Genomic DNA, 12,920 nt, shown 5'->3' on the forward strand with positions numbered 1-12,920 from the left:
GTGAATCCAATGTTCGACAAAGTGCTGATCGCCAACCGTGGCGAAATCGCCCTGCGTATTCAGCGTGCCTGCCATGGCCTGGGCATCAAGACCGTGGCGGTGTTTTCCGAAGCGGACCGTCACGCCCACTACGTGCAAAACGCTGACGAATCGCTGTGCATCGGTCCGGCCGCGCCAGGCCTGAGCTACCTCAACCAGACCGCGTTGCTGTTCGCCGCCAAGGTCACTGGCGCCCAGGCGATCCACCCTGGCTACGGGTTCCTTTCGGAAAACGCCGGGTTTGCCGAGCGCATCGAAACCGCCGGCCTGACCTTTATCGGCCCGAGCGCAGCCTGCATCCGCACCATGGGCGACAAGGTGGCCGCCAAGCGTGCCATGCGTGAAGCCGGTGTGCCGTGCGTGCCGGGGCCTGATTCGACAATGCCTACCGACGACGCCAGCATTCTCGCCATCGCTGCCGAGATCGGTTACCCAGTGATCGTCAAAGCCGCTGGTGGTGGCGGTGGTCGCGGCATGCGCGTGGTGCAGGCCGAAGCCGAGTTGCTCGCTGCCATCGCGCTCACCCGTGAAGAGGCGCGGTTGGCGTTCGGCAACCCGGAGCTGTATATCGAGAAATTCCTCGGCCACCCGCGGCATGTGGAAATCCAGGTGCTGTGTGATGCCCACGGCCATGCGATCTGGCTTGGCTGCCGCGACTGTTCCCTGCAACGCCGCCACCAGAAAGTGTTGGAAGAAGCGCCAGCACCGGGCATCGATCCCGCATTGATCGCCAAGGTCGGCGAACGCTGCGCCGAGGCCTGCCGCCGGATTGGCTATCGCGGTGTGGGCACGTTTGAATTCTTGTACGAAGACGGCGAGTTCTTTTTCATCGAGATGAACACGCGTCTGCAAGTCGAACACCCGGTCACTGAAATGACCACCGGCATCGACATCGTGCAGCAGCAACTGCGCATGGCCCGCGGCGAAGTGTTGGGCTTGCGCCAGGAAGATGTGCAGCTTAACGGCCACTCCCTGGAGTGCCGCATCAACGCCGAAGACCCGATCACCTTTATGCCCACACCCGGCTTGATTCAGCGTTGGGAAGTGCCCGGCGGATTTGGCGTGCGGGTTGATTCCCATGTCACCACCGGCTACCGCGTCCCGCCGTACTACGACTCGATGGTGGCCAAGGTAATCACCCACGGCGCCACGCGGGAAGAGGCGTTAGCGCGGATGCGCCTGGCCCTGAGCGAAATGATCGTGGACGGCATCAGCACCAATATCCCGTTGCACCGAGACATTCTCGACGATCCGGCATTCTGCGCCGGCGGTGTCGACATTCATCACCTGGAGCGCTGGTTGCAGCAAAGGAGCCCGACATGAACACCGCACCTTCCATCAGCCTGCTGGGCTCCAGCGCGTTGCTGTTCGAGGCGCCGGGCGAGCTCGACCTGGCCCCCCAGCAGCGTATCTGGCGCCTGGCCCTGCAAGCGGGCGAATGGCCGGAAATCCACGAAGCCGTGCCGGGCATGAACAACCTGATGCTGACGTTCCTCACGCCGCCCCGTGAACTCAACAGCGTGTGCCAGCGCCTGCTGGATGCCTGGGAACAGAGCCAACCGCTGCCTCTGGAAGGGCGAATTGTCGAGTTGCCGGTGGTGTACGGCGGCGAATTCGGCCCGCACATGGCAGACGTGATCGCCCACACCGGGCTGGATATCGAGACCATTGCCAACCTGCATTGCGAGCCGCTGTACCCGGTGTACGCCCTGGGCAGCCACCCCGGTTACTGCTACCTCGGTGGCATGGACCCACGCCTGGCCACGCCCCGTCGCCAGGTGCCGGTGCTGAATATCGGTGCGGGCTCTGTGTCCATCGGCGGCGTGCAGACGGGCGTCTCCGCCTCGGCCGGCCCCAGCGGCTGGAACACCATCGGCCGCACCGAGATGGCATTTTTCGACCCCGCCCAAACCCCGCCTGCCATCTTGCGGCCGGGTGATTTCCTGCGCTTGCGCATCGAGAGGATCATTCGATGATCGAGATTCTATCGGCCACCGCCCTGGCCACCGTGCAGGACCTCGGTCGTTTCGGCAGCCTGGGTTACGGCGTAGGTACCTCGGGCGCCATGGACCATCTGGCCCTGGCCTTGGGCAACTTGCTGCTGGGCAATCCCGAAGACGCCGCTGCGATTGAAATCCCGCTGTTTACGTTTGAAGTTCGCCTGCTGCAGGACTGCGCCTTTGCCCTGACCGGCGCCGCCTGCGACGCCACGCTGGACGGCCAGCCGTTGCCGCCGAACTGGGTTTGCCAGGGGCGAGAAGGTCAAGTGTTGAGCCTGGGGTATCCGACGTCTGGCAGCCGCGCTTATCTGTGTTTGGCGGGGGGCGTGGACGTGCCGTCGGTGCTGGGTTCACGCAGCACGCAATTGCGTGGCGAGTTCGGTGGTTTGGACGGCCGAGCGTTGCAGCAGGGCGATCGACTCGCTGCCTTGCGACCAGGCCTCAGCACCTTGGCGCTGGACTTCGGCGTTTTGGCGCCCAGCCTCTCGCTGCCGTTACAAGTAGACGGCGTGCCCGCGATGCGCGTGGTGCCCGCCGCTGAATACGAGCGCTTCCAGGAAACCTCCCGCGCCGCGTTCTGGGCCGGCGAGTGGAAGATCACCACCCAGAGCAATCGCTATGGCTACCGCATGGAAGGTGAACCGCTGCTGCCCATCGCACCGATGGAAATTCGCTCCCACGGCATCGTGCCCGGCGTGATCCAAGTGCCCCATGGCGGTCAGCCGATCATCCAGATGCGCGACGCGCAGCCCAGCGGCGGCTACCCCAAATTCGGCAGCGTGATCGAGGCTGACCTATGGCGTTTGGGGCAGGCGCCGATCGGCAGCAAAGTGCGCTTTATCGAGTGCAGTTATGAAGAGGCCGTTGACGCCTTGGAAACCAATCGACGTTACCTGCGTGAAGTCAGCCGTCTGGTGGAGCTGCACCGTCAAGGAGTGAAAGCATGACGCTTGAAGAGATTCGCCAACTGGCGCTGTGGCTCAAGGAACACCACTTGGCTGGCGCAGAGATGAGCAGCCCTGGCGTGCACCTGACCCTCAAGCGCGGTGCGCCTGCCGTCAGTGTGGTCACGCCAGTCGCGGCTGCGACAGTGGATGACAAGGTGCTGCGCACCACCGGCCTGGGTCGTCTACTGCTGACTCATCCGCAACAAAACCAGCCGTTCGTGGCTGTAGGCGATCAGCTTAGCGCCGGTCAACTGGTGGCCGTGCTGCAAGTGGGTGACCTGTTGCTGCCTCAGCGCAGCCCGAAAGCCGCCAAGGTCGTGGATATACGCGTGCCGTGCGGAACCACCGTCGGCTACGGCGAAGCCTTTCTGGGCCTGGAGTATCCGGTATGAAGATCGATTTGAATGCCGACCTCGGCGAAGGCTTCGGCCCGTGGCGCATGGGCGAGGACGAAGCACTGATGAGCCTGATTTCCTCGGCCAACGTCGCCTGCGGTTATCACGCCGGCGACCCGTTGATCATGGACACCACCGTACGCCTGGCGAAAGCCGGTGGCATCGACCTGGGCGCGCATGTGGGCTTCCCGGATTTGATGGGCTTCGGTCGTCGCCAAATGAACATCGAGATCAAGGAACTGGTCACCTATGTGATCTACCAGCTCGGTGCGCTGGCCGGGATGGCGGCCGTGAATGGCCATCGCATGACCCATATGAGCTTCCACGGCGCCCTGGGCAATATGGCCGCCGCCGATGCGGCGCTGGCCGAGCCGTTGGTGCGGGCGGTGGCGGCGTTCGACCCCACGCTGATCATCAGCTCTTCCAGCAGCCGCGCCATCGAAGGCGCGGCCGAAAAATGTGGTCTGCGCGTTGCCACGACGTTCCTCGCCGACCGCGCCTATGACGATGACTGCCTGCTGGTACCACGCAAGGTCGAGGGCTCGGTGATCAAGGAGCCTGCGGCAGTCTTGCAACGGGTGCGGCAGTTGCTGGAGGAGGGCACCGTGACCGCCCTGAGCGGCAAGGTGCTGCGGGTGCCGGCCCACTCAATCCTGCTGCACGGCGACACCCCCGGCGCGGTCGACCTGGCGCGCACCATTCGCCAGGAAATCGAGCAATTGGGCGGGCGGATTACCCCGATTTCCCAGCTGCTGGCGGCGTCATAAGCAGGCCTTATCGCCACACAATCATCGCGTCTTGGTCCAGCGCCTGAAGGCTGGATAGAGTCGAACCATAACCCGCGACACAAGGATCACCCCATGCCATTTTCCGACTACAAAACCGCACTGGTCACCGGCGCCTCATCGGGCATCGGTGCCGCCGTTGTGGAGCGTCTGTGCCAGGAAGGCGTGCAGGTGCATGCCCTGGCCCGCAGTGCCGACAAGTTGCAGGCACTGGCGGCAAAGACCGGCTGCATTCCCCACGCCATCGACGTGACCGATATTGCCGGCCTGACTCGGTTGTTCGCCGAAAACACCTTCGACATCCTGGTCAACAACGCCGGTGTCGATAAACCCGGCTCCTTGCTCAAGGCCGATGCCGACGGTATCGACCTGCTGATCGACGTCAACCTTCGCGCGGTGTTGCACCTGGCGCGCCTGGCGTTGCCGGGGATGGTCGAGCGCGACTGCGGGCACATCATCAACATCAGCTCGATTGCAGCGGCCTACAACTTTGGCGGCAACTCTACCTACCACGCGACCAAGGCCGCGGTGAGCATGCTCTCGCGTCAATTGCGCATTGATGCCTTCGGCAAGCGCGTGCGGGTTACCGAGATCTGCCCAGGCCGAGTGGCCACGGACATCTTTGCCCATGTGCATGGCGACTCCGAGGAGACCTACAAACGCTTCGTCGAAGGTTTTGAATTGCCCCAGGCCGAAGACATCGCCAACGCCATTGCCTTCGCGATTGCCGCGCCGATTGCCGTCAACGTCGGGCATATGGAAATCACCCCCACCCTGCAAGTGCCGGGCGGGCTTTCTACCGCGCGACCTCAGGATTATCAGGGCTGAAACCAGCCCTCTAAAACAGAACGGATCGATCCGTCATTGCTGCACCGCGCCACGGCCACGCCGGGTGACTTTGATTTCTGCCCTAGCCCAATGCCGATAGGGATTGACCATGAAGCAAGACTTCGATTTGGCCGCGATTCTGCAAGGCGAGTATGCCGAGCTGATCGTCAAGGGCATCGAAATGACCTTGCAGCTGGCGTTGTTCGCCTGGCTGCTGGCGATGGTGCTGGCGCTGACGCTGGTTACGGTGCGCCTGACCGGCAACAAGCTGGCCGACCGTCTGGTGGCGGGGTACGTGTCCTACCACCGCAACGTGCCGACCCTGGTGCAACTGATGCTGTGGTACTTCGGCGTGCCCACGTTGCTCAGCGAGTCCGCGCAACTGTGGCTGGCCAACCACAACACCGAATACCTGTTTTCGGTGATCGCCCTGGGCTTGTGCCAGGCCGCGTATTTCTGTGAAGACATGCGCAGCGGCCTGCGCGCCATTCCGGCCGGGCAGACCGAAGCGTCCAGAGCCCTGGGACTGGGCTACGTGCGCTCAATGCGCTACGTGATCCTGCCTCAGGGGGTGCGCAACTGCCTTCCGTCCTTGATCAACCACACCGTGTTGTTGTTCAAGAACACCAGCCTGGCCATGGCAATTGGCGTGATGGAGCTGACCTACGCCAGCCGCGAAGTGGAGAACTATACGTTCCGCACCTTTGAGTCGTACCTGGTGGCCACGGTGTTCTACCTGGTGTTTTCACTGCTGCTGATGGGCGCCGGGGCGTTGCTCGCTCGGCACTTCAGCAAAGCCCTCGCGAGGTAGATGGCGATGTTCGATATCGTTGAAATCCTGCAGAACAACTGGACGTTGTTCCTCATCGGTCAATACCCCCACGGCCCATTGGGTGGCCTGGCGAGCACCCTGATCCTGGCCGCTCTGGCATTGCTGTTGGCGTTCCCGTTCGGCTTGCTGCTGGCGCTGGCGCGGGTATCGCCGTGGAAAGGTTTGTACTGGGTCGCCACGGTGTGGGTCTACGTGCTGCGCGGTATTCCGTTGCTGATGGTGATCTTTTGGACGTACTTCCTGGTGCCGTTGCTGATCGGCCATAACATCACCGGCTTCATGACCATGCTCTGCACCCTGGTGATCTACCAGAGCGCCTACCTGTGCGAAATCATTCGCGGCGGCATCCAGGCCTTGCCGAGTGGGCAATACGAAGCGTCCCGCGCCCTTGGCCTGGGCTACGTGCGCACCACGCTCTGGGTGATCCTGCCCCAGGCACTGTACAACGCGTTGCCGAGCCTGATCAGCCAGTTCATCTCGATCATCAAGGAGACCTCACTGGGCTACGTGATCAACGTGCAGGAGGTGACGTTTGCCGCCAACCAAGTCAACAACCAACTGCTGACCAAGCCGTTCCAGGTGTTTTTCATCCTGGCGATCATCTACTACCTGCTGTGTTTCGGCCTGACCCGCCTGGCCGGTTATGTGGAACAGCGCATTGCGCGCAAGCGCCTGGGCGACGGAGGGCAAACCCTGCCTGGCCAACCGTTGCTGGCCACCGATAATTGAAGAGGGCTGCGCTCATGCATCCAATGATCATGTTTTCGAAAATCAATAAATGGTACGGCGAGTACCAGGCGCTCACCGACATCACGGCCGAAGTGCAACCCGGCGAAGTGGTGGTGCTGTGCGGCCCTTCGGGGTCGGGCAAATCCACCTTGATTCGCACGGTCAATCGCTTGGAAGACATCCAGGCAGGCCAGATCCTATTCGACGGCCAGGACGTTCACGGCACCGACGCGCAGATCAACCGCCTGCGTAGCCGCGTGGGGTTTGTGTTCCAGAGCTTCAACCTGTTCCCGCACCTGTCGGTGCTGGAAAACATCACCCTGGCCCCCAACAAACTGCGCAACCTCAAGGGCGCGGCGGCCAAGCAAAAAGCCATGGAGCTGCTCGACCGTGTCGGCCTGGCCCACAAGGCCGGTGCCTACCCGGCGCAGTTGTCCGGCGGGCAACAGCAACGCGTGGCAATCGCCCGCGCACTGGCGATGGAGCCGCCGGTGATGCTATTCGACGAGCCCACCAGTGCCCTCGACCCGGAAATGGTCGGCGAAGTGCTGAGCGTGATGAAGGGCTTAGCCAAGGACGGCATGACCATGATGTGCGTGACCCACGAGATGAATTTCGCCCGTGAAGTGGCCGACACCATCTGGTTTATGGATGCGGGGCAGATTCTGGAAAAGAGCAGCCCCGAGGCCTTCTTCACCCAGCCCTCGCACCCGCGAGCGCAACGTTTCATCGCCGACCTGCGGGCCCATTGAGCTGCGGCGGTTTTGCTCCCTCTGCCATTTTGCTGGTCCAACTTTCTGGAGATTTCCCATGGGTATGAAGCATCTGTTTACTGCGCTGGCGTTGGGGCCACTGGCAATCGCGGTCGCACAGGCCGACCAACTGAGCGACATCATGGCCAAGCAATCCTTGAGCTGTGGGGTGTACGCCGACGTCCCGCCATTTTCCGCACCGGACCCGAAAACCCGCGAGCTGGTCGGCATGGACGTCGACCTCTGCAAAGCCCTGGCCAAGACGCTTGGCGTAGCCCTGGAACTCAAGCCACTGTCGGTTGAAGCGCGTATTCCTGAAGTGAAAATGGGCCGTGTCGATGTGATCTTCGCCAACCTGGCCTACACCAAGACCCGCGCCGACCAGATCCAGTTCAGCGACCCTTACTACATCGCCAAGGAAACCCTGGTGGTGCGCGCGGCGAATGCCGACCAGCCGAAAAGCTTCTTCAAGGACAAGCGCATCAGCTCCACCAAGGGCTCGACCTCCGAACAGTCGATCCGCCTTGCCGGCGCCACCCCGGTGACCTTCCAGGACACCGGCTCGGCCTACATGGCCCTGCAACAGAACAAGGTCGTGGGCCTGGTGACCAACACCATGACCGCCCTCAAGCTGGTCAATCAGGCCAAGGCCGGTGGTGTGGAACTGGCGATTGCCAAAGAACCGATGGCCCTGGAGCCGATTGGTGCCGGTATGCGCCGCGACGAGCCCGCGTTTTTGGCCAAGGTCAATGAGTCGCTGATGGCGATGGAAAAGGCCGGGGAGATCGACGCGATCTGGGAGCGCTGGATCGGCCCGAACACCGAGTACAAGATGGTGCGCGAGGACAAGGTGCAGCCTTTGAGCGCGTTGAAGTTCGAGCCGTTGCCTTAAGGGTAATCGGTCACAAAAAAGCCCGCCGTGTGTGATGCACGGCGGGCTTTTTTACTGGGTGCTCCAGACAGGGTTCAGATCCTCATCAATCATCCAGTGCGGCTGGCCAGGTGTGATACGCACGCCGCCGACCCAGCGCTCATGCGTTGCATGGTCGGGCCAATAGGCTCGGCCATGGAGCACGTCCTGCCCCAAGGGGGTCAGCGCCAACATGCGTTGCGGCCATGGTTTTTGTGGGTCTGTCTCGGTCAGCAACGGCTTGTCGCCATCGATCAATGGCCGCAACAGCACCTGAAACATCATGTCCCCCATGGACGGCAGCGGGTCGCGCTTGGCCATCAATTCGGCGAACACGCGACCGAACGGCAACGGCCCAGCTTCGGCGAGGTAGGTGAGGGACAGGCGCTCGGTCAGCGACAGACCATCGTGTGTTCCCGGCAATTCCTGCACCTGGCGCAACAGCGCCGGGGCAAGCAAGGGCAGGGCGGGGTGTTTGCCGTGGGCCAACGCTGCCCATGCCATGGGAGAACTGTCGCAATAGGCTGCCCAGGCCCGTTTGGCCAGTTGCACGGCCTCGTCCCCGATCAGTCTGCGTTGCGGCCAGAGCCAGGCGAGCACGTCCGGCGCCAGTTGGCCGATGCCGATAAAGCGCTCGACGCCGGGAATGCGGTCCACCTCGATCAGCTCCAGTTTGCCCGGTGCTTGTTCAAGACCGGCCAAGGCGCGGATCAGGAACAACTGGTCATAGGCATCTGCCTCACACCACAACACGCTGTGTTCGGCGCTGGCCAGGGTTTCGAGGTGGTTGTATTCATCGTCGACACGGCGCGCTGCATCCGTCTCATTGATGGCAAAGGCTTGGCTGATAAAGGCACTGCGCATCGCACGAAATGCCGGGCTGGGCAGATCACGCACCGGACCCATGCACAGCGGGTCGCTGAGCATGTGGAACCGGCCCTTGAACCCCGCCACCTGCAGGCTATGGGCGATGTCATTGCCGCAGCGCCAGTGGGTGGTGCGCGCTTCATCGCTGGCTGCAAAGTCGGGATGGCGGGCGGCGAAGTCAATGGCGTCGATATGGGCCTTGAGCTTGGGCCAACTGCTGAAACCCAGTTGTTTGGCCACCTGCCATTGGGCCTGGGACAGTGTGGCAGCCGGGTCTTGGCTTTTCAGGTGCCGCAACAGTTCCTTGGCGCGCTTGCGCTGCTGCTCAAGGTTGAGACGGCCATCGGTGTTGGAAGATAGGGGGCGTTGCGACATACGATCTCCTTGCACAGACCTTTTCCGCTTTAAGGTTGGGAGTCGTAGAAATGAGGTGAAGCTTGAGTGTCTTGGGCGCAGCCCTTTCCGCGGAAGGTGGCGTAGAGAGCGCCAGGCGGGAAATATAGGCAGTGTGGCGCACGATTGCAAATCAGGTATGCGCCCCCGATAGGGTTTAAGAATCGTCTTAAAGTCATGCGCTCCTGCTGACGGTTACCGTGTGCACCGTTGAATGATCGACGTTGCTGCCCAACTGTCAGGTTTACCCTATGTCCACTAAAACGCTCCGCCTCTTGATTGCCGATGCTGACCTTCAGCAGCGGATCAGGATTGAGAAGATGCTCAACCTGATGGGCTATCACCGCATCGCGCCCTTGAGCTCGTTCGATGAGTTGCGGGTGCTGACGCGTTCGGGAGGCGTGGCATTCGACCTGTTGATCATCAACAGCGCATTGGTGAGTTCGCCGCAGGAGAACCTGCTGGAGTACTGCCACGCCAACCCGTTGATTCGCCACACGCTGATTTACGATGGGCAATGCACACCGCATGTGCTGGTAGCGGGCAATCAGCCGACCTTGCACCTCTCAGTGCCGCACTTGCCGGACTTTATCGCGCTGCAGCATTGCATGGGTGTCGTCGATCCTGCCCCTCGCATACGCGTGGGTAAGCGGCCGACCTTGCGCGTTGCTGACAGCCCCAATCCAGCATCGGCGCGCTTCCAGGGTGACCCGGCCTTGGTGGCGTGCGCAGTGGGGCTGTCGCCCAGGCGTTGAGGGGGTCAGGGGTTACTTGTCTTTGCGTGCATCCATGGTTTTCTGATGCTCGGCGAGGAACGGCTGCTCCGCCGGATCAAAGCGATCAATGCCGGCCGTAAAACGATGCCAGTACGGATACAACGGTTGGCTCCGCGTCACCGCTTCGATACGCGAGGACTGTTCGTCGGTGAGTTTCAGTTCGGTGGCCGCCAGGTTGTCGCGCAGATGCGCTTCAGTGCGGGCACCGACAATCAGCGAGGTAATCCCCGGACGATCCTTGAGCCACGCCAGGCAAGTGCGCGCCACCGACACGCCGTGTTCATCACCCACGGCGGCGAGGGTTTCGATGATGTCCAGCGCACGCTCCTGGTCATGCACGTAGGGTTCCGGCCAGTCGCTGCCCTGGCGGGTATTGGCCGGCGGTTTTTGCCCACGGCGCGTGGAGCCGGTGAGCAGGCCTTCGCCCATTGGCCCCCACACCAGAGTGCCGACGTTCTGATCCAGGGCCAGCGGCAGCAACTCGTACTCGGCCTCGCGGGATTCCGGGGTGTAGTAGATCTGTTGGGTGATCGGCTTGAGCATGCCGTGCAGTTCGGCCTTGCCCAGGGTTTTCATCATCTGCCAGGCGGTGAAGTTGCTGGTGCCGAAGTAACGGATTTTCCCCGAGCCTACCAACAGCCGCAGGGCTTCGAGGGTTTCCTCGATGGGCGTCATGCCGTCCCAGTTGTGCAATTGGTAGAGATCGATGTGGTCGGTACCGAGGCGCTTCAAGCTCGCTTCGCAGGCGCGAATCAGGTGGTAGCGCGAGGAGCCGGAGTTGTTCGGGTTGCTGTCTACCGGGCTGCGGCCTTTGGTGGCCAGCAGGATATCGTTGCGTTTGTCACCCAGGGCCTTGCCGACCACTTCTTCGGCCAGACCGTGGGAATAGAGGTCGGCGGTGTCGACCATATTGACCCCGGCATCGAATGCGATATCGAACATGCGCTTGGCCTGGGGCACGTCCACCGATCCGCACTTTTCAAACTCGGCGCGACCGCCAAAGGGCACGGTGCCGAGGATGATTTCGGATACCAGCAGGCCCGAATGGCCCAGTTGTCGGTATTGCATGTCGTCTCCTACTTAACGTTGAACCTGAGTTTCTGAACAACGTGGGTGGCGATAGTTTGAATTTTTTCATGAAAACTTCCTGCACCTGCTTCACCATTGCGCCCAACAGGTTTTAAGAGGAATACCGCGTCCATGAGCGCCCTGATAGAAACCCGCGCCCTCACGCGTATCGACGAGCGTCGCCAGGTGGCTTTGCTGCAACCCACGGATTTCACCTTGAAGCGCGCCGACCGCGTCTCCATCACCGGCTCATCGGGCTCTGGAAAAAGCGTCTTCCTGCGTGCGCTGGCTTTGCTCGATACGCCGAGTTCCGGGCAAGTGCTGTGGAACAACCAGCCGATCGTCAACGCGCAGATCCCCCATTACCGCAGCCATATCAGCTACCTGTCTCAACGCCCGGCGTTGCTCGAAGGCACGGTGGAGGACAACCTCAGGTTCCCGTTCAGTCTCAAGACGCTGCACCAACGCCGCTTTGACCAGGACGTGGTGACGACCTTGTTGGGGCATGCCGGCAAGGCAGCGGATTTTTTGACCAAGAACGCGTTGGACCTGTCGGGCGGTGAGTCCCAGGTGGTCTCGCTGATCCGTACACTGCAACTGAACCCCGAAGTGCTGTTGCTCGACGAGCCCACCGCCGCCCTCGACCCTGCGTCATCCCGTGACGTGGAAGCGCTGATCGACGCCTGGTTCGCCGGTAACAAGGCCCGCGCCTATATCTGGGTATCCCACGATCTGGATCAGGCACAGCGCATGAGTGACATCCACTTGCACATGAGTGCCGGTGTCCTCAGCGGAGCGGCCCAACCATGAATTATCAAAACCTCACCGCCCTGGACATGGGCATTGCCGCGTCGCTGATCCTGGTCAACGGCGCGCTGTCGTTGCTGCTGCGCCTGGGCCTTGGACGCCAGTTGTTATGGGCGGCGGTGCGCACCGTGGTGCAACTGCTGGCCATCGGTTACCTGCTGGGCTGGGTGTTTGAATTCGCCTATTGGTACGTGGTGCTGCCGCTGATGTGCGCCATGACCCTGATCGCCGGGCTTTCGGCGGCGGGACGCGGGCGGCGTACGTATCGGGGGCAGCGGGTCGACAGCATTCTGTCGGTGTGGGGCAGTTCGTGGCTGGTGACGGCGGTGGGCTTGTTTGCGGTGATCCGCATTCACCCATGGTACGAGCCGCAATACGCGATCCCGATCCTTGGCATGATCCTCGGCAACACCTTGACCGGCGTGTCCTTAGGGATTGAGCGCATGACCCAGGAACTTACCTCGGGCCGCAACACCATCGAAATGATCCTGGCCCTCGGCGGCTCACGCTGGGAAGCCGCCCAGGAAGCCATTCGCCAGGCCGTGCGCGCCGGGATGATCCCCACGCTGAACCAGATGACCGTGGTCGGCATCGTCAGTCTGCCCGGCATGATGACCGGCCAAGTGCTGGCCGGAGAGAACCCTGTGGACGCGGTGCGGTATCAAATCGTGATCATGTTCTTGATCGCCGCGTCATCGGCGTTGGGCACGGTAGGGGCGGTGTTGCTTACCTATCGGCGGTTGTTTTCGGTGAGCCACCGCTTTTTGCGCGAGCGACTGGAAGAGCGCTGAC

Annotated in this window: 15 protein-coding genes; 13 read left to right on the forward strand and 2 right to left on the reverse strand. The window is 62.0% G+C overall.

The annotated features are described in order from the left end of the window. The first annotated feature begins 9 nt into the window (after positions 1 to 9). From accC to ACKZ62_RS09950, 10 genes are all read left to right on the forward strand, one after another. Positions 10 to 1,362, forward strand: a complete 1,353-nt coding sequence (gene accC / locus ACKZ62_RS09905; protein WP_447096602.1) for an acetyl-CoA carboxylase biotin carboxylase subunit — start codon at positions 10 to 12, stop codon at positions 1,360 to 1,362. Continuing rightward, positions 1,359 to 2,015, forward strand: a complete 657-nt coding sequence (gene pxpB, locus ACKZ62_RS09910) for a 5-oxoprolinase subunit PxpB (protein WP_442117475.1) — start codon at positions 1,359 to 1,361, stop codon at positions 2,013 to 2,015. Before accC ends, pxpB begins: the two co-directional genes overlap by 4 nt. Continuing rightward, entirely contained in the window at positions 2,012 to 2,986 is a 975-nt protein-coding gene (locus ACKZ62_RS09915; protein WP_179178726.1) for a 5-oxoprolinase subunit C family protein, read from the forward strand. Before pxpB ends, ACKZ62_RS09915 begins: the two co-directional genes overlap by 4 nt. After that, complete coding sequence (locus ACKZ62_RS09920; RefSeq protein WP_122752860.1) at positions 2,983 to 3,378, forward strand: biotin/lipoyl-containing protein; 396 nt, start codon at positions 2,983 to 2,985, stop codon at positions 3,376 to 3,378. The genes ACKZ62_RS09915 and ACKZ62_RS09920 overlap by 4 nt, the downstream gene beginning before the upstream one ends. After that, a complete protein-coding gene (locus tag ACKZ62_RS09925) occupies positions 3,375 to 4,148 on the forward strand; it encodes a LamB/YcsF family protein (protein ID WP_447096603.1) in 774 nt (257 codons plus the stop codon). The genes ACKZ62_RS09920 and ACKZ62_RS09925 overlap by 4 nt, the downstream gene beginning before the upstream one ends. 93 nt (positions 4,149 to 4,241) lie before the next feature. Continuing rightward, positions 4,242 to 4,994: an SDR family oxidoreductase gene (locus ACKZ62_RS09930; protein WP_032887269.1), complete on the forward strand. Its 753-nt coding sequence runs from the start codon at positions 4,242 to 4,244 to the stop codon at positions 4,992 to 4,994. A gap of 109 nt (positions 4,995 to 5,103) precedes the next feature. Next, the gene (locus ACKZ62_RS09935; protein ID WP_095185631.1) at positions 5,104 to 5,805 is read left to right on the forward strand and encodes an amino acid ABC transporter permease; all 702 of its coding nucleotides are present in this window, start codon (positions 5,104 to 5,106) and stop codon (positions 5,803 to 5,805) included. Positions 5,806 to 5,811: 6 nt separating this feature from the next. After that, positions 5,812 to 6,555: an amino acid ABC transporter permease gene (locus tag ACKZ62_RS09940; protein ID WP_032887299.1), complete on the forward strand. Its 744-nt coding sequence runs from the start codon at positions 5,812 to 5,814 to the stop codon at positions 6,553 to 6,555. A gap of 23 nt (positions 6,556 to 6,578) precedes the next feature. Continuing rightward, positions 6,579 to 7,307, forward strand: a complete 729-nt coding sequence (locus tag ACKZ62_RS09945) for an amino acid ABC transporter ATP-binding protein (RefSeq protein WP_177434288.1) — start codon at positions 6,579 to 6,581, stop codon at positions 7,305 to 7,307. Between the two features lie 58 nt (positions 7,308 to 7,365). Continuing rightward, complete coding sequence (locus ACKZ62_RS09950) at positions 7,366 to 8,199, forward strand: ABC transporter substrate-binding protein (RefSeq protein WP_032887272.1); 834 nt, start codon at positions 7,366 to 7,368, stop codon at positions 8,197 to 8,199. A 51-nt stretch (positions 8,200 to 8,250) separates the two neighbouring features. On the opposite strand, the gene ACKZ62_RS09955 is transcribed toward ACKZ62_RS09950, so the two are convergent. Further along, a complete protein-coding gene (locus tag ACKZ62_RS09955; protein WP_447096604.1) occupies positions 8,251 to 9,459 on the reverse strand; it encodes a DUF1835 domain-containing protein in 1,209 nt (402 codons plus the stop codon). Positions 9,460 to 9,728: 269 nt separating this feature from the next. On the opposite strand from ACKZ62_RS09955, the gene ACKZ62_RS09960 reads away from it, so the two are divergent. Next, the gene (locus ACKZ62_RS09960; protein WP_122752858.1) at positions 9,729 to 10,232 is read left to right on the forward strand and encodes an ANTAR domain-containing protein; all 504 of its coding nucleotides are present in this window, start codon (positions 9,729 to 9,731) and stop codon (positions 10,230 to 10,232) included. Positions 10,233 to 10,244: 12 nt separating this feature from the next. Here the strand turns inward: ACKZ62_RS09960 and ACKZ62_RS09965 are convergent, their stop codons facing one another. Continuing rightward, positions 10,245 to 11,321, reverse strand: a complete 1,077-nt coding sequence (locus ACKZ62_RS09965) for an aldo/keto reductase (RefSeq protein WP_447096605.1) — start codon at positions 11,319 to 11,321, stop codon at positions 10,245 to 10,247. Positions 11,322 to 11,453: 132 nt separating this feature from the next. On the opposite strand from ACKZ62_RS09965, the gene ACKZ62_RS09970 reads away from it, so the two are divergent. Together ACKZ62_RS09970 and ACKZ62_RS09975 are read left to right on the forward strand one after the other, a co-directional pair. Next, positions 11,454 to 12,131 carry an ABC transporter ATP-binding protein gene (locus tag ACKZ62_RS09970; protein WP_095185634.1) on the forward strand — a complete coding sequence of 226 codons (678 nt, stop codon included), beginning with the start codon at positions 11,454 to 11,456 and terminating at the stop codon, positions 12,129 to 12,131. Continuing rightward, positions 12,128 to 12,919 (forward strand): ABC transporter permease, encoded by a 792-nt coding sequence (locus ACKZ62_RS09975; RefSeq protein WP_447096606.1) that lies wholly within the window; start codon positions 12,128 to 12,130, stop codon positions 12,917 to 12,919. The genes ACKZ62_RS09970 and ACKZ62_RS09975 overlap by 4 nt, the downstream gene beginning before the upstream one ends. Position 12,920: the final 1 nt, after the last annotated feature.

The sequence above is a fragment of the Pseudomonas sivasensis genome (assembly GCF_052938085.1).